General features: G+C 71.3%; 19 protein-coding genes. 11 read left to right on the forward strand and 8 right to left on the reverse strand.

Annotation, left to right across the window (positions count from 1 at the left end; translation table 11 throughout):
- Positions 1-18: 18 nt before the first annotated feature.
- From fbaA to ACWC2T_RS03975, 7 genes are all read right to left on the reverse strand, one after another.
- Positions 19-1,041 (reverse strand): class II fructose-bisphosphate aldolase, encoded by a 1,023-nt coding sequence (gene fbaA, locus ACWC2T_RS03945; protein WP_450668861.1) that lies wholly within the window; start codon positions 1,039-1,041, stop codon positions 19-21.
- A 144-nt stretch (positions 1,042-1,185) separates the two neighbouring features.
- Complete coding sequence (gene pyrE / locus ACWC2T_RS03950; RefSeq protein ID WP_069779633.1) at positions 1,186-1,734, reverse strand: orotate phosphoribosyltransferase; 549 nt, start codon at positions 1,732-1,734, stop codon at positions 1,186-1,188.
- Positions 1,735-1,744: 10 nt separating this feature from the next.
- Positions 1,745-2,533: an aldose epimerase family protein gene (locus ACWC2T_RS03955; RefSeq protein WP_450668862.1), complete on the reverse strand. Its 789-nt coding sequence runs from the start codon at positions 2,531-2,533 to the stop codon at positions 1,745-1,747.
- 38 nt (positions 2,534-2,571) lie between these two features.
- Positions 2,572-3,315, reverse strand: coding sequence for an SRPBCC family protein (locus ACWC2T_RS03960; protein ID WP_450668863.1), 744 nt, complete (start codon positions 3,313-3,315; stop codon positions 2,572-2,574).
- 176 nt (positions 3,316-3,491) lie between these two features.
- Positions 3,492-5,129, reverse strand: coding sequence for a polyamine aminopropyltransferase (locus ACWC2T_RS03965; RefSeq protein ID WP_450668864.1), 1,638 nt, complete (start codon positions 5,127-5,129; stop codon positions 3,492-3,494).
- 98 nt (positions 5,130-5,227) lie between these two features.
- The gene (locus tag ACWC2T_RS03970) at positions 5,228-5,752 is read right to left on the reverse strand and encodes a DUF2617 family protein (protein ID WP_388762215.1); all 525 of its coding nucleotides are present in this window, start codon (positions 5,750-5,752) and stop codon (positions 5,228-5,230) included.
- A gap of 354 nt (positions 5,753-6,106) precedes the next feature.
- Positions 6,107-6,409 carry a hypothetical protein gene (locus ACWC2T_RS03975; protein WP_450668865.1) on the reverse strand — a complete coding sequence of 101 codons (303 nt, stop codon included), beginning with the start codon at positions 6,407-6,409 and terminating at the stop codon, positions 6,107-6,109.
- A 118-nt stretch (positions 6,410-6,527) separates the two neighbouring features.
- On the opposite strand from ACWC2T_RS03975, the gene ACWC2T_RS03980 reads away from it, so the two are divergent.
- The 11 genes from ACWC2T_RS03980 to ACWC2T_RS04030 all read left to right on the forward strand — a co-directional run bounded on the left by ACWC2T_RS03980 (position 6,528) and on the right by ACWC2T_RS04030 (position 19,898).
- Positions 6,528-7,718 carry a pyridoxal phosphate-dependent aminotransferase gene (locus ACWC2T_RS03980; RefSeq protein ID WP_450668866.1) on the forward strand — a complete coding sequence of 397 codons (1,191 nt, stop codon included), beginning with the start codon at positions 6,528-6,530 and terminating at the stop codon, positions 7,716-7,718.
- A 385-nt stretch (positions 7,719-8,103) separates the two neighbouring features.
- Entirely contained in the window at positions 8,104-9,360 is a 1,257-nt protein-coding gene (locus ACWC2T_RS03985) for an MFS transporter (protein ID WP_450668867.1), read from the forward strand.
- 15 nt (positions 9,361-9,375) lie between these two features.
- Complete coding sequence (locus tag ACWC2T_RS03990) at positions 9,376-10,644, forward strand: ATP-grasp domain-containing protein (RefSeq protein WP_450668868.1); 1,269 nt, start codon at positions 9,376-9,378, stop codon at positions 10,642-10,644.
- A 4-nt stretch (positions 10,645-10,648) separates the two neighbouring features.
- Positions 10,649-11,575, forward strand: a complete 927-nt coding sequence (locus ACWC2T_RS03995) for a peptidase (protein WP_450668869.1) — start codon at positions 10,649-10,651, stop codon at positions 11,573-11,575.
- Positions 11,576-11,623: 48 nt separating this feature from the next.
- Complete coding sequence (gene asnB, locus ACWC2T_RS04000) at positions 11,624-13,444, forward strand: asparagine synthase (glutamine-hydrolyzing) (RefSeq protein ID WP_450668870.1); 1,821 nt, start codon at positions 11,624-11,626, stop codon at positions 13,442-13,444.
- Between the two features lie 78 nt (positions 13,445-13,522).
- On the forward strand, positions 13,523-14,344 hold the full coding sequence (locus tag ACWC2T_RS04005; protein ID WP_450668871.1) for a hypothetical protein: 822 nt from the start codon (positions 13,523-13,525) through the stop codon (positions 14,342-14,344).
- Entirely contained in the window at positions 14,341-15,267 is a 927-nt protein-coding gene (locus ACWC2T_RS04010) for an aminotransferase class IV (protein ID WP_450668872.1), read from the forward strand. Before ACWC2T_RS04005 ends, ACWC2T_RS04010 begins: the two co-directional genes overlap by 4 nt.
- Positions 15,255-16,202 (forward strand): AEC family transporter, encoded by a 948-nt coding sequence (locus ACWC2T_RS04015; RefSeq protein WP_450668873.1) that lies wholly within the window; start codon positions 15,255-15,257, stop codon positions 16,200-16,202. Before ACWC2T_RS04010 ends, ACWC2T_RS04015 begins: the two co-directional genes overlap by 13 nt.
- An 80-nt stretch (positions 16,203-16,282) precedes the next feature.
- Positions 16,283-17,242 carry a TauD/TfdA dioxygenase family protein gene (locus ACWC2T_RS04020; protein WP_450668874.1) on the forward strand — a complete coding sequence of 320 codons (960 nt, stop codon included), beginning with the start codon at positions 16,283-16,285 and terminating at the stop codon, positions 17,240-17,242.
- A 124-nt stretch (positions 17,243-17,366) separates the two neighbouring features.
- Entirely contained in the window at positions 17,367-18,578 is a 1,212-nt protein-coding gene (locus tag ACWC2T_RS04025) for an ATP-grasp domain-containing protein (protein WP_450668875.1), read from the forward strand.
- Between the two features lie 126 nt (positions 18,579-18,704).
- A complete protein-coding gene (locus ACWC2T_RS04030; RefSeq protein ID WP_450668876.1) occupies positions 18,705-19,898 on the forward strand; it encodes a hypothetical protein in 1,194 nt (397 codons plus the stop codon).
- Between the two features lie 15 nt (positions 19,899-19,913).
- On the opposite strand, the gene ACWC2T_RS04035 is transcribed toward ACWC2T_RS04030, so the two are convergent.
- On the reverse strand, positions 19,914-20,447 hold the full coding sequence (locus ACWC2T_RS04035) for a YbjN domain-containing protein (RefSeq protein ID WP_450668877.1): 534 nt from the start codon (positions 20,445-20,447) through the stop codon (positions 19,914-19,916).
- Positions 20,448-20,499: the final 52 nt, after the last annotated feature.

A 20,499-nucleotide genomic window follows, 5' to 3' on the forward strand; every position in this document is an offset into this window, starting at 1 on the left:
CACCGCGGGGGTACCCGGTTACTTGATCTTGTTGCCCGCCGAGCGCAGGTTCTGCGTGGCCTCGACGACACGCGCGGCCATGCTCGCCTCGGCCAGCTTGCCCCAGGTGCGCGGGTCGTAGGCCTTCTTGTTGCCGACCTCGCCGTCGACCTTCAGGACGCCGTCGTAGTTCTGGAACATGTGGGCGGCGACCGGACGGGTGAAGGCGTACTGGGTGTCCGTGTCGATGTTCATCTTCACGACGCCGTTCTCGAGCGCGGTGAGGATCTCCTGCTCGGATGAGCCGGAGCCGCCGTGGAAGACGAAGTCGAACGGGGAGGCCTTGCCGAACTTCGCGGCCACGCCCTCGTTCAGCTCCTTCAGCAGCTCGGGGCGGAGCACGACGTTGCCCGGCTTGTACACGCCGTGCACGTTGCCGAAGGAGGCGGCCAGCAGGTAGCGGCCCTTCTCGCCCAGGCCCAGGGCCTCGGCGGTGCGGATGGCGTCCTCGACCGTGGTGTAGAGGGAGTCGTTGATCTCGTGGGAGACGCCGTCCTCCTCGCCGCCGGTCGGGGTGATCTCGACCTCCAGGATGATGTTGGCGGCGCGGGTGCGCTCCAGCAGCTCCTGGGCGATCTCCAGGTTGTCGGCGAGGGTCTCGGCGGAGCCGTCCCACATGTGGGACTGGAACAGCGGGTTCTTGCCGGCCTTCACGCGCTCCTCGGAGATCGCGATCAGCGGACGTACGTACCCGTCGAGCTTGTCCTTCGGGCAGTGGTCGGTGTGCAGCGCGATGTTGACCGGGTACTTCTCGGCGAGGATGTGCGCGTACTCGGCGAGGGCGACCGCGCCGGTCACCATGTCCTTGCTGTACTGGCCGCCGAGGAACTCGGCACCACCGGTCGAGATCTGGACGATGCCGTCGCTCTCCGCCTCCGCGAAGCCGCGCAGCGCCGCGTTCAGGGTCTGGCTCGAGGTGACGTTGATGGCCGGGTAGGCGAACTTGCCTGCCTTCGCCCGGTCGAGCATCTCGTTGTAGACCTCGGGGGTTGCGATGGGCATCTGTCCGCTCCTTGTGTTGCGGGTTGGGGTTGTGCGTTACGGCCCTGACCTAGACCTGGGGGTTTCGACGCCGTCGTCGTCCCCATCTTTCCAGACATGGACCGGTGGTCCATGCGCCGGACAAGTCCAGGTCAATCCGCGTCGTCAGTCCAGACCCAGTTCATCCTTCGAGAAGGCGAAACGGTACGGAACGCCCGCGCCGGCCTCGATCTTCTCGGCGGCGCCGGTTGCGCGGTCCACGATGGTCGCCACGGCCACGACCTCGGCGCCCGCCTCGCGCACGGCTTCCACGGCGGTGAGCGGGGAGCCGCCGGTGGTGGAGGTGTCCTCGACGACCAGCACCCGACGGCCCTTGATCTCCGGGCCCTCGACCCGCCGCTGCAGGCCGTGCGCCTTCGCCGCCTTGCGTACGACGAACGCGTCCAGCTTCTTCCCGCGCGCGGCGGCGGCGTGCAGCATGGCGGCGGCGACCGGGTCGGCGCCCATGGTGAGGCCGCCGACGGCGTCGAACTCCAGGTCCGCGGTCAGATCCAGCAGCACCTGACCGACCAGCGGGGCGGCCTCGCCGTCGAGGGTGATGCGGCGCAGGTCGACGTAGTAGTCGGCCTCCAGACCCGAGGAGAGGGTCACCTTGCCGTGCACCACGGCCTTGTCCTTGATCTGCTGCAGCAGCGCGCCACGTACATCCGTCATGCCGACCAGCTTAAAGGCGCCGCCAGCTCCAGGTGGTGCTCGCCTCCAGCGGCTCCAGCGGGGTGACCAGGCGCGGAAGGGTGTTCAGGCCGTTGGGCGGGCCGGTCTGCGGCTCCACGCACACGGCCTCGGCCTGCTCGTCGTAGACGACCACCCACTCCTCGCGGCTGGTCACCTTCAGCTGAAGCTGTCCGGGCCAGGTGAGGGTGACGTCGACGCCGTCGGGCATGCCGAAGCAGTCGTCCCAGGGGCCGGGCTTCGGGTCGATCCGGTTGCCGGTGGGCAGATGGTCGTCCCCGCGCTCCTCCTGCCAGGCGGGCTTGAAGTCGACGGCCACGTCCTCACCGCCCAGGTTCCGGTTGAACCAGGGGTGCCAGCCGATCTGCGCCGGGAAGGAGTCGTCCCGCGCCTCCACCGACATCGTCAGCGTCAGGCCGTCCTCGGCGAGCGTGACGACCTGGGTGACGCGGCCGGGGTGCGGCCAGGGGTCGACCAGGTCGTACGTGATCACCGCCTCGCTGTCCGAGACGCGCGCGGTGCGCCAGGCGCCGTCGCGGGCGGTGCCGTGGATGGCGTGCGGCGGGGAGTTGAGCGGCATCTGGCGTACGGTGCCGCCGTCCAGGAAGCGGCCGTCCCTGGTGCGACCGCACCACGGCACCATCGGGAAGCAGCCGTAGCGGTGCCCTTGCCTCAGCAGTTGGAGGGCGTCGACCTCGAGGCTGCTGATCCGGCCGCCGTGCGCGGGGCTGACGCGTACTTCCGCGTTGCCCGCGGTCAGCGTGATGTCTTCGTTACTCACGGGACGAGGCTACTGGGGGGAGACGGGTGCGCTTTCGCTCAGCGGCGTTTTCGCAAGGCCCTGCTCACGACGATCGCCGACGCCACCACCAGTGCCGCCGCCGGTGCCGCCCAGCGCAGTGCCGATGTGGCCGTGACGGTCTGCGGCGCCGGAACCGGTGCGTAACGCCCCCGCGGCGGGGCATGGTCGACCTCCTCCGCGCTGCGGCCGATCATCGTGCGGCGGGCGTGGGCGGCCTCGGCGGGGGGCTCGCCGGTGTCGGCGAAGTCCCCGGAGAAGCGGTCGGCCGCCGGGTCCAGGGACGGTGGCGGGACCTCGGTCTCGAAGACGGAGGTCTGCTCGGCCTCGGGTTCCGGCGCCTCCTGGGGCGTCGCCAGGTTCTCCACGAAACAGTTCAGCAGCCGGGTCAGGGCGGCGTGGACCGCGTCCGGCGGGAGCTCGGCGATACGGCCGTCCGCGTCCGCCGTGCCCTCGACCGTGACCGTCGTACCGCCCTCGGCCTCCGCCAGGCGCAGGGTGAGGGCGAGTTTCACGGCACCGGTGCCGCGGGCCTCGGTGGCGTCGGCCTCGACGGCGTACGTGCCGTCCGTGCGGGCTACGACCCGGGCCGTACCCCGGTAGGTGACGGAGTGTCCTTGGACGCGGAGCTTCAGGCGTCCGGCGACGGGTTCGGCACCGGCGTCCTGTTGCAGGCCGGGGACCGCGCGGGCGACGCGCGCGGGGTCGGCCAGGGCGGCTCTGAGCGGCTCGAGCGGAACCGGGACGAAGACCTGGTGCTCCATGTCGGGTGAGCCTACCCAGGTGTGACCGGAAATCACCCGCGCCCGACCGGCTCGCCAGTACCTCAGACCGGCTCGCCGGCACCTCCCGACCAGCTCGCCAGCACCTCCGACCGGCTCGCCGGCCCCCCAACCGGCTCACCAGAAGCCCCCGACCAGCCCGCCCCCCGACCGGCTCCTCAGTACCGCGGATGCACCAGCGTCGACGCGGGCAGCCCCTCGATGCGGGTCCGCTGCGCCGCCCGTGCGTCCGCGGTCAGGTCCGCCGGTGTCAGGGTGCGCAGCGGTCCGGTGGTCAGGCGCAGCGGTGGCGGAGTGGCCCCCGGGCGGGCCAGCAGGAAGCCCCAGTCGTGCGGGGCTCCGGGCGCGCCCGCCGCGCGGTCGGGGCCGGCCGGGAAGCCGGAGTCGTGGCCGAGGACCCGGTAGGGGGAGGCGGCGAGGCCCGCGGCGCTCAGGGTCGCGGCGACCGTCCAGAAGACGCGGGGGCGGGTGGTGACCGACCCGGCGTGGACGACGAGCCGGCCACCGGAGGCGAGGACGCGGCGGGCCAGGCCGTAGAACTCCTGGGAGTAGAGCTTGGTGCTGGCGGTGATGCAGGGGTCGGGGAGGTCGGCGATCACCACGTCGTACCGGGCGGGGGGCGCGCCGCGCAGCCAGCCGAGGGCGTCGGCGGTGGTGGTGTGGACGCGGGGGTCGTCGTAGGCGTGGCCGTTGGCGGCGGCGAGGCCGGGGTCGTGGCGGGCCAGGCGGAGCAGGCCAGGGTCGAGTTCGACGACGTCGACGCGGCGCACCCCGCCGTGGCGCAGCACCTCGCGGGCGGCCAGGCCGTCGCCGCCGCCGAGGATCAGTACGCGCGCGTGCGGGCCGGCGGACATGGCCGGGTGGACGAGGGCCTCGTGGTAGCGGCGTTCGTCGCGGCCGCCGACGCGGAGCCGGCCGTCCAGGAAGAGGTCGAGGGGCTTGCCGTCGGTGCCGCCGGCGAGGACGACCTCCTGGACGTCGGTCTGTTCGGCGACCCGGACGTCCTTGCCGTAGACGGCGTGCCGGGCGGCGCGTTCGAACTCGTCGGCGAGGGCCGCGGCGGAGGCGAGGACGCCGAGGACGACGAGGCCGACGAGGAGCAGGGTCCAGCGGGCCCGGCGGGTGAGGTCGCGGCGGAAGAGACCGAGGACCAGGGCGCCGCCGGCCACGACGTTGACCGTGCCGGTGAGCAGCGCGCCCGTCAACTGGCCGAGGACGGGCAGGAGAAGGAAGGGAAATGCCAGGCCGCCGACCAGCGCGCCGACGTAGTCCGCCGCGAACAGGTCGGCCACCGCGCCGCCCGCGTCCTGGTGGCGGATGCGCTGGATCAGCTCCATCAGCAGCGGGACTTCGGCGCCGATGAGCAGGCCGATGGCGAGCGAGAAGGCGACCAGCAGGCAGCGCGGGCCCTCGGCCCACATCCCGCCCCAGCCGCCGGTCCAGGCGAAGACGGCGTACAGCGCCATCGCGCTGCATCCGCCGATCAGCGCGAGGGCGGTCTCGATCGCGCCGAAACCGGCCGCAGCGTGCCAGCGCAGCCGCTTGGCGCCGAGGGAGCCGATGCCCATCGCGAACACCATCACGGACAGCACGACGGAGGCCTGGGTGACCGAGTCGCCCATCAAGTACGAGGCGAACGCGACGAGTTCGAGTTCGTAGACGAGTCCGCAGGCCGCGCAGACGAAGACGCACACGAGGACCAGGAACCGCCCGGTGCCGGGCCGGACGGGCAGCCGAGCGGGGCCTGTCCAGGACGGCGGGCAACCCGGTTGCGCGGGAGCGTGCGGATCGATCACTCTGCGACGTTACGTCACACGCTCGGTACGCTTCGTCACCCACACGTGTGGATCTGGAGGCAGTTGACGTGTAAGGGGTTTATGTCTGCGCGGCGCGCTCAGTTCAGTTGTGCGGTCGGCACCCGCACGCCGACCCTGGTCCGGGTGGCCACCAACTGGCCGTCCTGCGGGTAGGCGTGCCAGGTGCGCCAGTGCACCTGGCCCTCGTGGCGCTGGGCCAGCATCGCGGTGAAGGCGTGCGGGCTGCCCGGGAAGACGCCGGCGAGGCCGTGCGGATGGTCGGAGACGAGGGCCAGCAACTCCTGGGCGCGGCCCGCGAACGAGCCGGGGGTGAGCACCTCGACGCGCGCGGCGAACTCGTACTCCCAGTCGCCGACGCGCTTGGCGACGCCGAGGGGCAGCGGGGTGCTGGAGCCGGGGATGCAGGCGACCGTCTCCGAACAGCGGCCGCGCTCCTCGTCCAGCAGCACCTGGTGGGACGCGCCGAGCAGTCTCAACTGGAGCTTGGCCCCGGTGAGTTCCAGGTCGAGGGTGGCCAGGGCCGGCAGCGGCTCGCGTCCCAGGGCCCAGGCCAGGTCGGCAGCCCGTGTATCGGTGTAGGAGGTGTTCAGGGTCGTGAGCATGGATCGGCTCCGCTAACACGCGATGAGGGGGAGATCTGCCATGTCAGCCCAGCCGGCTCGGCCGGGGCGGGAGGTCTCAGGGACGTCCGAGGGGCTGCGTTGGCGGTTTAGAGGGAATCATGGACAGTGGCGCCCCGACAGCGTTTTTACCCAACTTCGTGGGGTTTCCATCCCTCAGAGGGCTCCACAGTTCAACTGTTCAACCATGGCCGCGCCGGGCGCGGCCCACGAACGGCGAGCGCCCTCCGGCCGTCCTCGTCCGTACGCACGGCGAGCGCCCGCCGGCCGACCTCGTCCGGCGGGCGCTCGCATGCGGCCCGGATACGGTTCCCCCGGGAGCTCGGCTGCCCCGTGTCAGCTGCCTCCCCCGCATCCGCCCCCGCCGCAGGAGGAGTGGCCGCCGCAGGAATGGCCGCCACCGCAGGAGTGGCCGCCGTGGTGACCGCCATGGTGGCCCCCGTGGTGCCCGCCCGACGGACCGGAGTCGGCGCCGCCCGCCCACCAGCTGCCGCTGCCGTCGTACGCCGAGGACGAGGACGACGAGCGGTACGACCCGGACCGGCCACGGCCGCTCTTGCCGAGCGACACCTTCCGCCGCCGGCTCCCGGCCAGCACCGTGACGGCCACGACCAGGATGACGATGATCCCGATGACCATGGCGTCACCCTCCTTCCGTTCCCCCGAAGCGGTCCCCCATGGACCGCGGTGACCGGCAGATGCCCGGCCGTCCCACGGCGCAAAGCAGAGTTGAGGAACTCCAGAGCTTGGGCGCAGGATGGCCCCCATGACCTCCAGCGCACGCCCTCACCTCAATCGCCGGCTCGCCGAGTTCGGGACGACGATCTTCGCCGAGATGTCCGCGCTCGCCCTGTCGACCGGGTCGATCAACCTGGGCCAGGGTTTCCCCGACACCGACGGCCCCGAGGAGGTCAGGGAGGCGGCCGTACGGGCACTGCGCGACGGCCGCGGCAACCAGTACCCGCCGGGGCCGGGCATCCCGGAGCTGCGCACCGCGATCGCCGCGCACCAGCGGCGCCGCTACGGGCTGGACCACGACCCCGACACCGAGGTACTGGTCACGGCGGGCGCGACGGAGGCGATCGCGGCCGCGCTGCTGGCGCTGGTGGAGCCGGGCGACGAGGTCGTGGCCCTGGAGCCGTACTACGACTCCTACGCGGCGAGCATCGCCATGGCGGGCGGCACGCGCGTACCCGTGACCCTGCGCCCGCACGAGGGCTCCTTCCGCCTGGACCTGGACGAGCTGCGGGCCGCCGTCACCGGCCGCACCCGGCTGCTGCTGATCAACACCCCGCACAATCCGACCGGTACGGTCCTCACACGGGCGGAGCTGGCCGCGATCGCCGAGCTGGCGGTCGAGCGGGACCTGCTGGTGGTGACGGACGAGGTGTACGAGCACCTGGTCTTCGACGACGCCGAGCACCTGCCGCTCGCCACCTTCCCCGGCATGCGCGAGCGCACGGTGACGATCGGTTCGGCCGGCAAGACGTTCTCCTTCACCGGCTGGAAGGTCGGCTGGGCCACGGCGAACGGCCCGCTCGTCTCCGCCGTCCGGACGGCCAAGCAGTACCTGACCTACGTCAGTGCGGGCCCCTTCCAGTACGCGATCGCCGAGGCGCTGCGCCTGCCGGACTCGTACTTCGACAGCTTCCGCACCGACCTCCGCCGCAAGCGCGACCTGCTCGGCGACGGCCTGCGCGCGGCCGGGTTCGAGGTCTACCAGCCCCAGGGCACGTACTTCATCACCACCGACATCAGCCCGTTCGGCGAGAAGGACGCCTACGCCTTCTGCCGCTCGCTCCCCGGACGCTGCGGTGTCGTCGCCATCCCCAACTCGGTCTTCTACGACGACCCCGACGCGGGTCGCAGCCAGGTTCGATTCACTTTCTGCAAGAAGGACGACGTCCTCCACGAGGCTGTTGGTCGGCTGCACCGCCTGGCCGACTGAACAGCCCGGTCTTTATCAGCCGCCGCTGCGGCCGTCAATGGACATGGCGACGACCGGGCGTGCCGCCTTTCGCCGATTCGGCGGCACATATCCGTACGCAGAATTTCAGTTCGATCTCATTGACAGGCGCAGTGAGCGCTCGTTAACCTCTCGCATGCCCGGTCAAGATCGACGCGGGCAAGTCAGTTGTTCGGCACGTTGCACGTTGCCTCCACCGACCACATTTATCGGCTGCGAGGCGGACCTCCATCACATCCTTGGCTCACCCATGCAATAAGGATGCCCCATTGTCCGGTTCCGCACGTTCCAGTTCCGCACAGCAAAGAATTACCTACCCGCTGGTCGGCATATCCGCCCACGCCGCGCCATCCGGCGCAAAGCCTCGGTGCTGAGCCGCGTCCGGTCGCGCGACCTGCTCGCCGGACTGCTGCCCGAGAAGGGCCCCGCTCGCACCCTCACTCTCATCACCGCCGTCCACGGCCAGGGCCTATGGGCGGCGATCAGCGCGATCTACGCGACGTCCGTGGTCGGGCTGTCCGCGGGACAGTTCGCCGTCGGCGTCGTGGTCGCCGCGGCCGTCTCCCTCGCGTCGAGCACCCCGGCGGGCCACCTCGCGGACCGGATCGGTGCCCGCACGGTCCAGCTGTGGTCGCTCATTCTGCTCGGCCCGCTCACCTTGGGCCTGCTCCTGGTGCACGGGCTGGCCGGCTACGTCGTGGTCGTGTCGCTCCAGTCCGCCGCGTTCAGCGCGAGCCGGAGCGCGCGGATGGCGATGATCGCCGGGCTGGTCCCGGCCGAGCAGCGGGTCCGGATCCGCGCCTACCTGCGCGCCACCACCAACACCAGCCTGGCGCTGGGGGCCACTCTGGCCGGCTTCATCCTGGCCGTGGGCACCCCGACCGCCTACCGCTCGGCCGTGGTGATCAACGGAGCGATCTACCTGACGGGCGGCCTGCTCACGCTGCTGCTGCCCGCGGTCCCGTCCCAACCGGCCCGCCCCGGGCCCCGGTTGGAGGTGCTCACCGACCGCCCGTATCTGAGCCTGGTACTGCTGGACGGCGTCCTCTCCATGCACAACCAGCTGCTGGAGGTGGTCCTGCCGCTATGGGTCGTCGAGTGCACGCACGCGCCCCGCTGGATGGTGGCCACCATCCTCGTGGTCAACACCGTCGCGGTGGTGCTGTTGCAGGTCAGGGCGGCCAAGGGTAGCGATCAGCCGCGTGGCGCGGCCCGCTCGGTGCGGTTCGGCGCGGCCTTCGTCGGGCTGGCCTGCACCGCCTTCGCCTTCAGCGACGGGCGCTCCGCCGTGTTCGCCTCGGTGCTGCTCGCGCTCGGCGCCGGCCTGCACGTGGTCGGGGAGATCTGGCAGTCGGCGGGCAGTTGGGGCATCTCCTTCGGGCTGGCGCCCGACCACGCCCAGGGCCAGTACCAGGGCACCTACGCGATGAGCGCGGATCTGGGCAAGCTCGTGGCCCCGGCGCTGCTGGTCTGGCTGGCCATCGGGCACCGGACCGGCGGCTGGCTCGTCATGGCGATCGCCTTCGCCCTGATCGGCGCCTGCTTCCCGCCGATCGTGGCCTGGGCCGAGCGGAACCGGCGCAGCGCGCCCGACCTGGGTGCCGCGGTACCCGAATCAAGTTGACGGGGGAAATCGGAAATGGCACGACACGTCGTCTTCGTAACCTGGAAGACGGGGAACGCTCCTGCCTTCGAAGCCGCAAAACGGCTCGGCCACCGGGTGACGCTCATTCGTTCCCGGCAGATGGAGAAATACCAGAACATCGATTTCAACGAGACTGACCACGGGAAATTCGTCGACGCGGTGCACCTGCTCGACGACGCCACGGAATTCGAAGCGCTGCGGGCCTGCGTACTGGATATCCACGCCGAGTACGCCATCGACGGATTCCTGGCGACCGTGGACGCGCTGGTGGTCCCGGTCGCGCGCATCGCGGAGGAACTCGGCATTCCGTTCACGAGCGCCCATGGCGCGGCGACCGCGAAACAGAAGGACGCCTGCCGGGCGGCGCTGGCCGCCGCCGGCGTGGACACGACCGAGCACGCGGCCGTCGAGGGCCTCGACGGCGCGCTCGGCTTCGCCGCCGCCCACGGCTACCCGCTGGTGGTCAAGCCCGCCTGCGGCTCCGCCAGCGAGGGGGCGCACGTCGTCCCCGACGAGCAGCGGCTGCGCGAGCTCTTCGCCGAGCTGGACGGCTCCGAGCGTCAACGTGCCGCCTACCGCCATGGCATGCTGGTGGAGCGCTACCTGACCGGACGCTTCGTGTCGGCCGAGATCGGCCTCTCGCACGGACGCTTCCTCCGCTTCGCGGTGAGCGAGCGGAAGACCTGGGACCAGCACAAGCCGCTGGAGCTGGGCACCACCATCCCCGCCGCGATCAGCGAGGCCGACCGCCAGGTCGTCATGGAGTTCGCCGAGCGCGCCCTGACCGCGCTCGACATGCGCCTGGGCGTCTTCCACGTCGAGGTCATGCTCGGAGAGGACGGCGTCGCCCGGCTGATCGAGCTCAACCCCCGGGTGATGGGCTCCTGCCTGCCCGAGCTGTTCGTCATGGCCGGCGGGGGAGACCTCTTCGAGCTGCTGGTGCGGATCTACCTCGACGAGGAGATCCCGGCGCAGGACCCGGCCTTCTCCGCGTACGCCACCGTGCGCTGGTTCGGCGCCGCTCAGCGGCAGCCGAAGCCGGAGACGGTCCCCGACCTGTCCTGGGCGGCCGAGTACGGCACGGCGCTGCGCTCGCTGTGGGTGCGGTTCCCCCGGACGGAGCTGCTCGAACCCTGCCGCGGCAATGTCGGCAACTTCGGCGAGGTCCAGGTGGTCCATGCAGACCACGCGACCTCGATCCGGATCGCGGAAGAGATCGTCGAGCGGGTCGAGGCCCAGCTCGGTTTCGAAGTGACGAGGTGACGGGATGACGCTGCCGGCCCTGTACAGCACGACCCGCGCCCAGCTGAGCCGGCTCGGCCTGCCCGAGTCCGACGGACACGCGGCCGAGCCCTCCGAGGCGCGCTTCCCCGACGGCGCCCAGTTCCGCATCGAGGTGCCCACGGTCAACTCGCCCGAGGCCGCCGAGTTCCTGCTCTCCGAGAGCCGCCGGCGCGGCTTCACGGTCAACCGGATCACCGAGACCCTCGGCATGTGCCGCCACACCGACCGCGACCTGCGCTCCTACGTCGCCCTCGGCCGGGAGTACGGTGCCGAGATCGTCATGTCTGTCGGCCCGCGGGCCGCCTACGACATCGGCGCCAGCGTGCAGACCGCCGAGGGCGTCCGGATCGGCTACCGGTTGCGCGGCCAGGACCAGTTGATCCGCGCGGTCGAGGACATCCGGCGCGCCGTGGAACTGGGCGTGCGCGGCTTCGTCGTCTACGACGAGGGCCTGCTGTGGGTGCTGAACCGCCTGCGGGCGGACGGCGATCTCCCCAAGGACATCCACCTCAAGGTCTCCGCCCACTGCGGGCACGGAAACCCGGCCTCCGCCCAGGTGCTGGAGATGCTCGGCGCCGACAGCATCAACCCGGTCCGCGACCTCACCCTGCCGATGATCGCCTCGATCCGGCGCTCGGTCAGCGTCCCCCTGGACATCCACGTGGACAACCCGAAGGCCTCCGGCGGCTTCGTCCGCACCTACGAGGCGCCGGAGTTCGTGCGGATCGCGGCGCCCGTCTACCTCAAGACCGGCAACAGCGCGCTGGAGCGCCACGGCAGCCGGCCCAGCCGGGACCACCTCCACGACGTGCTGCGACAGGTCGAGATCGTCACGGAGTTCCTCGGCCGCCACTACCCGCAGGCGGTGCAGTCCCCGCCGCGCGAGTGCCTCGCCCCGCTGCTCACCTGAGCCCACCCGAGCCTTACCGGCGATTCCGACCCGGGAGTACCACACCCCATGTGCCGCATCCACGGCTGCTTCGGCGTGCCCGTCGGCGACCGCGACCGCGCCGTTCTCACCTCCGTCTCGGCCGGCCAGGTCCACGGCGGACCGGACGCCCAGACCCTCAAGCTCGGCCCCACCTGGGCGCTGGGCAACAACCGACTCGCCATCCAGGGGGTCGCAGGCGGCAACCAGCCGTTCGAACGCCCGGGCCTGACCTGCGTGTTCAACGGCGAGATCTACAACCACGCCGCCCTGCGCGCCGAACTGGCCGGTCACGGCTACCGCTTCGAAGGCACCTGCGACGGCGACGTACTGCTGCCGCTCTACGAGCTCCACGGCGACGCGTTCGTCAGCAGGCTCGAGGGCATGTACGCGATCGCGATCGTCGACGAACGCCGCGAACCGCGCCTGAAGCTGTTCACCGACCATGCCGGCATGAAGTCCCTGTTCTACTACCTGTCCTCGGACGGCCGCCGGATCTGCTTCGCCTCCGAGCTCCAGGCGCTCTCCCGGTTCCCGGACTTCCCGGCCGGGCTCGACCCGCTGGCCGTCGACCGCTACCTGGGCGGCAAGGCCGTCTGGGGACCGGGCACGGTCTACCGCGAGGTACGCACCCTGGAGCCCGGCGGCATGCTCAGCTTCGCCGACGGGCGCCTGGTGACCGCGCGGACGGAGCTCACGGGGCCTGTGGAGCCCGCCGCCGAGACGGAGGACTGGAGCGGCGCGGACGGCCCCGCCCGCGCCGCCGAGCACCTCGACGCGATGCTGCGGGACGAGCTGGCCCGGATGCTCAGCGCCGACGTCCCGGTCTGCGTCATCACCAGCGGCGGGCTCGACTCCAGCTACCTCACCGCCCTCAGCAGCACGCTCGTCCCCGACCTGGCCTCGTTCAACATCGCCTACGAGGGCGACTGGCCCAGCGACGAACGGCACTTCGCGGCCCAGGTCGCCGAGCACTGCGGCACCCGGCACCATCAGGTGCTGGTCCGCCCCGCGGACTTCCCGGCCGTCATCGACCGGTACGTGCGCCACCTCGACCAGCCCAACAACGCCCCGCACAGCCTCAGCACCTTCGCCCTGTTCGAGGCGGTCCACCAGGCCGGCTTCAAGGTGGCACTGACCGGCGACGGCGCCGACGAGCTCTTCGCCGGCTACGCCCGCTTCGCCAAGGCTGCCGGTGACGACGGACCCACCTGGCACCGCGGCTACCAGGAGACGATGGCGGCCACCGGGACCGCGACCCTGACCCGGCTCTACCACCCCGACTACCTCGCCCGGGTCCGTGCGGACGGCGGCTTCTTCGCCGACCGCAGTGGCGACGAGCTGGCCCGCCGGGTCGCGGCGGGCGACCGGGACAAGCTGGAGACGCTGCTGCGCTACGACCAGGTGGAGCGCTTCCCCTCCTACATCCTGCGCCGGGTCGACCACCTGAGCATGGCGCACGCGGTCGAGGCCCGGATCCCCTTCCTGCAGCCGTCGGTGATGCGCTTCGCCCACGCGCTGCCCGCCACGCTGAAGGTCGCCGGGGGGACGGTCAAGGCGCCGGTCGCGCTCGCCGCCCGGCGCTGGCTGCCGGCCGGCATCATCGAGCGGCCCAAGCAGCCGTTCACCCTGCCGATCGCGGCGATGATCCAGCCCGGCGAGGCCCTGTACGACCTGATCGGGGACACCCTGCTGGGCCCGGACCCGCGCTGCGGCGCGCTGTTCCGCCGCGAGGTCGTCCAGGACCTCTTCCAGCTGCAGACCGAGAGCCCGCACGCGGACGCGGCCGAGACGCTCTGGTCCCTGCTCGTCCTGGAGACCTGGCTGTCCGTCAGAGGCCTCACCCTCTGACCGGGGCAGGGGCCTCACCCTCCGACCGGCCCGCCCCTCCGTCCGACCGAGAAGAACCCACCCACAGGAGAGACCGCGATGGACGAAACCCGCATACCGATCCAGTCCCTGCTGGCCAAGGCCACCAAGGCGGACATCCGACGCGACCCGTTCCCGCACGTCGTGCTGGAGAACCCGCTGGGCGACGAGCTGTACCAGGCGCTGGCGACGACGATGCCGACCGCCGAGCACATCAGCGAGCGGATCGGCAAGCCGATCACCTCGAACGAGCGCTACAACTACATGTCGGAGCTGGTCCTCAGGGACGAGACGCTGCCGCAGGTGTGGAAGGACTTCGTCACCTACCACTCGTCCCCGGAGTTCTACGCCGAATTCCTCGAGCTGTTCTACGAGGACCTGATCGCGGCCAACCCGGACGCCGAGAAGATCTGCGGCCCGCTGCACGACCTGCGCGTCGGTCGACGCCACCGCAACTCCTTCGAGACCCACGACATCCTGATGGACTGCACCGCGGTCATCAACTCCGCCGTCACCGGCCGCCCGTCCGCCTACCGGGGGCCGCACGTCGACAAGCCGTACAAGCTCTTCGGCGGCCTGTTCTACATGCGGCTGCCCGAGGACGACGCCACCGGCGGCGACCTCGTGCTGTACCGCTACCGCAGCGATGCGCCGAAGTTCTTCACCAGCAAGTCCGAGTACGGTGACAACCGCTACGACATCGACCCCTCCCACGTGGAGGAGGTCACCACCGTCCCCTACCGCTCCAACACGCTGGTGCTGTACCCGATCAACCCGCTGGCTCTGCACGGCGTCTCGGTCCGCAGCCTGACCCAGCACCAGCGCCGCTTCGTCGCCCTCGTCGGCGACCTCCAGCACCACCTTTTCGATCTCGCCCTGTGAGCCGCCCCGTGATTCCCTTCGACCAACGCTCCGGCCGCCTCTGGTACGACGGCCGGCTCGTGGACTGGGCCGACGCCCGGATCCACGTCCTCACCCACGGCCTGCACTACGCCAGCAGCGTTTTCGAAGGCGTGCGGGTCTACGGCGGCAAGCCGTTCCTGGCGCGCGCCCACGTGGAGCGGCTGCGTTCCTCGGCCGCCCTCCTCGACTTCGACCTGCCGTACGGCGACGACGAGCTGTGCGCGGCGACGGCTGCGGCGATCGCCGCAGCCGGGATCGTGGACGGGTACGTCCGGATGAACGCCTGGCGCGGCTCCGAGGTGATCCAGACCGCCGCCCTGCGGACCTCGGTGCATGTCTCCGTGGCCGCGTGGGAGGTGCCGGCCGGCTACTACGCGCCCGCCGACGTGCTGGACAAGGGGATCGCGCTCACGGTCGGCCGGTACCGCCGTCCGGCTCCCGACACGGCGCCGGTCAAGAGCAAGGCGGCCGGCAACTACATGATCGGGACGATCAGCAAGAACGAGGCACTGCGCGCCGGCTTCGACGACGCCCTGCTGCTCGACAGCGAGGGCTTCATCGCGGAGGCCACCGGGGCCCATCTGTTCTTCACCAAGGACGGCACGCTCCACACGCCCACCACCCGCAGCACCATCGACGGCATCACCCGGGCGTGCGTCCTGCGCATCGCCGAGCACCTGGGCATCCCGTGCGAGGTGACCGACCTGCGGCCGGAGTTCGTCGACGAGGCCGACGGCGCCTTCGAGTGCGGCACGGCCTGTGAGATCCTGCCGGTGGCCCGCATCGACGACCGGCGCTACACCCTGGCCGGACACAAGGTGATCGGCGAGATCGTCGCCGCCTACCAGGAACTGACCACCGGAACCGGTGAGCTGACGGTCAGCGACACATGGGCGCGCTAGCGGTCCTGACGAAGCTGGTCCCGGTCGTCCTCGCGTTCGGGGTGGGGGCGGTCTTCGCCCGACGAAAGATCGTTCCCGCCGACAGCTCCAAGGTGTTCTCCGACTTCGCGTTCCTGTTCGCCATCCCCTGCTACCTGCTCACCAACATCTACCGGAGCGACCTGCACGCGCTGTTCTACTGGCGTGCCATCTCCGGCTACGTGACCGGCGCCTTCGTCGGGGTGCTGGCGGTGGGGCTGGTGGCCCGGCTGATGGTCGGGGCCGACACCCGGAGCACGGCCATGCGGATCATGGCCGGGGTGCAGGTGAACACCGCCTACTTCGCGGTGCCGGTGTTCATCATGCTCTTCGGCACCGCCGCGCCGATCTTCCCGATCCTGCTGTTCCAGGTGTGCGTGCTCTCCTCCCTGGTCATCCTGATCATGGAGCTGGGCCCGGCCGAAGAGGGCAGCGGCAACCCGCTCAAGCGGCTGGGACGGGCTCTGTGGTCCTCCCTCAACACCCCGGTCGTGCTGGCCTGCAATCTCGGCATCCTGCTCAACCTCACGTCGGTGCACGTGCCCGCGTCGCTGCTCGACGGGTTCTCCTTCGTGGGGGCCAGTGCCTCTCCGGTCGCGCTGTTCGCACTCGGCCTCCACATCGGCGGCGCCGGCCTCGCCCTGCGCGGGACCTCGGTCGAGGAGCTCTGGCTGGTCGGCTTCAAGTGCCTGCTCTTCCCGCTGTTCACCTGGGCGCTGTGCGGGCTGGTGCTCGGCGTGTCCGGAGTCTGGCTGCAGTACCTGGTCCTGATCGCGGCCATGCCGGCACCGCAGAACCTGTTCATCTTCGCGCAGCGCTACAACGTGGACGTCGGCCTGTCGGCCTCACTCGTCATCAAGAGCTCGGTGGCGTCCCTGGTCCTGCTCCCGCTCTGGATCCAGGCCGTCCACGGCTGAGCCGCGCCCTCCCCCTTCCTCCGTTCTCTGTTCTCTGTTCCCCCCAAGTTCCCCCCAAGCGATTCCAGGAGCTGACACTGATGACCACCGTCGCCCCGGCCCGACTCGACGTCCGTCGTGTGGCCGGCCGGATCGGCGCCGAGATCCATGGCGTCGACCTCTCCACGGAGCTGTCCGACGAGGTCGTGGCCGGGATCTGGCAGGCCGTGCTCGAACACAAGGTCGTGTTCTTCCGTGGCCAGGACATCGGCCACGCCCGCCACGTCGCCCTCGGGCGGCGTTTCGGGCACCTGACCCGGCGCCCGGGTGCGAAGCACGGCGTCCACCCCGAGGGCTTTCCGGAGATCCTCACGGTCGACGCCAAGGCCGACGTCGAGCGCTACGGCAAGGACTTCGAGGAGCACTTCCGCGCCAAGTGGGTCTCGCCGCTCGCCGGTTGGCACAGCGATCTGACCCCGGCCGTCAACCCGCCCACGGCCTCGATGCTGCGCGCCGAGACCACGCCCGCCTTCGGCGGGGACACCCAGTGGACCAACACCGTCGCCGCCTACGAGGGCCTCTCCGAGCCGCTGCGGCGCCTGGTCGACGGGCTGCAGGCCGAGCACGCCTTCTTCACCGCCGTGCACCTGATGCACTCCGACGAGCGCGACCGGGAGATCCTGGCGAAGTACTGCGCCGAGCCGGAGGTGGCCATCCATCCCGTGGTCCGGGTCCATCCGGAGACGGGGGAGAAGGCGCTGTTCGTCAGCCCCGGTTCCACCACCCGGATCATGGGCCTGAACCGGCTGGAGAGCCGCCGCCTGCTCGACCTGCTCTTCGAGCACCTCACCTCGGCCGAGTACACGGTCCGGTTCCAGTGGGAGCCGGGCAGCATCGCCTTCTGGGACAACCGCTCCACCTGCCACTTCGCGCCCACCGACTTCTCCCACCTGGACGTGGACCGGGTGATGCACCGGGTCACCGTCCTCGGTGAGCCCGCGGTCGGTCCGGACGGCTTCACCTCGCAGCTCGTCGCCGGCGAGCCGATGACCGCCTGGTAGCCGGGCGCCCGGCAACGGTCGGGCGGCGCCCACCGGGACGCCGCCCTGCCCGATCCCACCTGCCCGGACCCGGACCCCGAAGCACAAGCCCTGCACCCGAGAGCGCTCCAGACAAGGACCAGCCATGTCCCACGTCCCCAATCCCGTCCTGCACATCGGCTGGGCGGTCCAGTCGGTTACGGCGCTGACGCGCGTCGGCGCCCAGGTCACCTGCGTCGTCACCGCGCGGGATGCGGCCGCCGCGCGCGCCGCGGGCGCGACCGCGGTCGTGGTGCCGGATCCGACGAGCGTGGAGGACATCCTCGGCGGTCTGGCACGGCAGGCGCTGCGCGTGGCCGACTTCGGCGTCGTCTGCAGCGGACTGGAGTTCTGCCTGGTGCAAGCGGCGGTCGTGGCCGAGCTGGGCGGCGTGCGCGGCACCGGCTCGGCGCGCACCCTCGCCATGCGGGACAAGTTCGTCCAGAAGACCCAGGTACGCGGCGCCGGCCTGCCCACGGCCGCCTGCGCGGTGCTCGACGACGCCGAGGCGCCGCTCGCCCCGGCGCTCCGCTTTCCGCTGGTGTTGAAGCCGCTGGACGGCGCCGGGGCGAAGCACACCGTCGTGGTCCGCGACGACGAGGCGATGCGCGCCGCTGCGGGGCAGGACGGACCGTGGCTGCTGGAGGAGTTCGTCCCCGGCCGGGAGTTCTTCGTCGACGGAGTGGTGCGCGACGGCGAGATCCGGCTCTTCTCCCTCTCCCGCTACCTGCAGAACCTGATCGAGGTCCACGACGGCGGACTGGTCGCCTACCTCGCCGTGCCCGAACACGAGAGCCCCGACCTGTACGAGCGGACCCGGTCCCTGGCCGAGGCCGCGCTCAAGGCGCTGGACCACCACGACGGCGTCTTCCACCTGGAGGTCTTCTGGGACGGCGCGGACGCGGTCTTCGGCGAGTGCGCCGCCCGGGTGGGCGGCGGGAAGGCGGACCGGCTCACCGAGCTGACCTTCGCCGTCGACCTGCACGAGGAGTGGGCCCGCGCCGTGCTCGGTCTCCCCACGGCGGTCCCGGACGTGCCGGTGCGCTCGCGGTCCTGCCACGGCGGTGTCACCCTGCGCACCCCTCAGGGCGAGCTGACCTCGGTGCCCTCGCCCGCGCAGGTGCTCGAGCGTCCCGGCGTGCTCCATGCGGAGATCCGGCTCGCGCCCGGCGACACGGCCCCCGACTTCTCTGCGGCCACCAACGTCCGCGCCGGGCAGGCTCTGGTGGCCGGCGCCGACACGGGTGAGGTCGAGGCGCGGATCCAGGACCTCGACACCTGGTTCTTCGACAGCGTGGAGGTAGCCGTGGCCGAGTGAGGACTCATTCGGGTTCGCGATGTGAGCGCCCTCGGGGGGCGGCGAGCCCGCAGACGGGTGACGACGCAGGCGACAACGGCGCTTCACCGTGCGGCAGAACCTCACCGTCACGCATGGTGCTCAGATGTGACCCAGGCCAGCACCACCCTGTCCCCGCCCGTAGCCGCGCCGGGGCCGGCGCAGCGAGACCGCGCCCGGCCCTCCCTCGTCCGCGCGGGCGGCGCCGCCGTAGGGCTCTTTCTCGGTGTGCGGCTCACCGGGGTGGCCGTGCTGGCCCTCGTCGCGCACATCGCCGGCCGACACCCCCTGCACCTGCTCGGCCGGTCCTGGGACTCGGTCTGGTACCTGGGCATCGCGGTGCACGGCTACGGTCACGACCTGCCCTCCCACGACCCGGGCCCGCACAGCGACCTCGCGTTCTTCCCGCTGTACCCGGCGCTGCTGCGGGCGGTCACGGCGCTGGTCCCGGTCGGCGGCGGCATCGCCGGGCTGTTGATCTCGTGGTCCGGGGCCGCCGTGGCCGCCGCCGGGATCCACGCGGTCGGCTCCCGGCTGCACGGGCGGGCCACCGGTGTCGCGCTGGTGCTGGTGTGGGGGCTGCTGCCGCACGCGGTGGTGCTGTCGATGGCGTACACCGAGCCGGTGCTGACCGCGTTCGCGGCCTGGTCGCTGTATGCGCTGCTGGCCGGGAACTGGGTGTGGGCGGGCGCGCTGGCCGCGGGCGCGGGGCTGGCCCGGCCGAACGGGTTCGCGGTCGCCGCCGCGGTGCTGACCGCGGCCGGGGCCGAGGTGTGGCGGCGCCGCGGAAGGGTTTCCCACAGGCTGTGGACGGGCGCGGCACTCGCCCCGCTGGGCTGGACGGGCTATGTGCTGTGGGTCGGGCGGCGCAAGGGTGATCTGCTCGGGGGCTACTTCGAGGTGCAGCGGCTGTGGGGGTCGACGTTCGACTTCGGGCGCGGTTCGCTGCAGTTCGTGCGGGCGATGCTGCTGCACGGCAGCCAGTTCGTGTTCCCGATGGCGCTGGTCCTGGTCGCGGCGGCGACGGTGCTGTACGCGCTGCTCCTGCTGGACCGCGCTCCGCTGCCGCTGCTGGTGTTCAGCGGGGTGCTGCTGCTGGTCGCGCTCGGCGGGTCGGGCTTCTTCGAGTCCAAGCCGCGGTTCCTGCTGCCGGCGTTCCCGCTGCTGCTGCCGCTGGCCCGGGGCCTGGCGCGCACGGCGAGAGCCCGGCCCTGGCACGCGACCGTGCTGGTCGCGGCCCTGGCCGGGCTCAGCTATGTCTACGGCGCGTACCTGGTGGTGTACGCGCAGGCACCGCTGTAGGCGGTGGGGCGGCGCTTACTCGCCGTCTTCCTCGGGGTTCTCGTCCGCCTCGTTGACCTCCTGCTCCAGGCCGAGCTGCTCGACGAGCCACCGGTCGAACTCGATCGCGGCCCGCACCCAGCTGACGGTCGAGGAGACGAAGTGGTTGATGTCGACGCCCGTGCCGATCAGCATCTGGGCTTCGCCGATCAGCCGGACGGTGCCGTCGTCGTGGGTGTGGGTGTACACCTTGGGCCACAGGGTGCGGCGGTTCCAGTCGTCGAGGGACTCCAGCAGCTGCGGCTTCTCGTCGATCTTGTGCGGGCGGTCGTAGAAGGTCCGCACCGAGAAGACGGCCTGCTCGGCCTCTCCGCGGAACATGAAGTAGGTGCGGAACTGCTCCCACGGAGCCGCGAGGTCACCCTCCTCGTCGACGACGTACTTCAGCTCCATCTGGTCGAGGAGCTGTTTCACGAGGTCCTGATCCGGGACGACGGGGCCCGCCGGTCCTTGGGGCTGCGGTTCGGGCTGGCCCCCGAAGTTCGGAATCGAGGACGGGTCGATGCTCACCGTGTTTTTCCCTTCATGCGGATTCCGCCATCCTCCCCCACGGGGGGAGGGG

The sequence above is a fragment of the Streptomyces sp. NPDC001393 genome, from assembly GCF_053597455.1.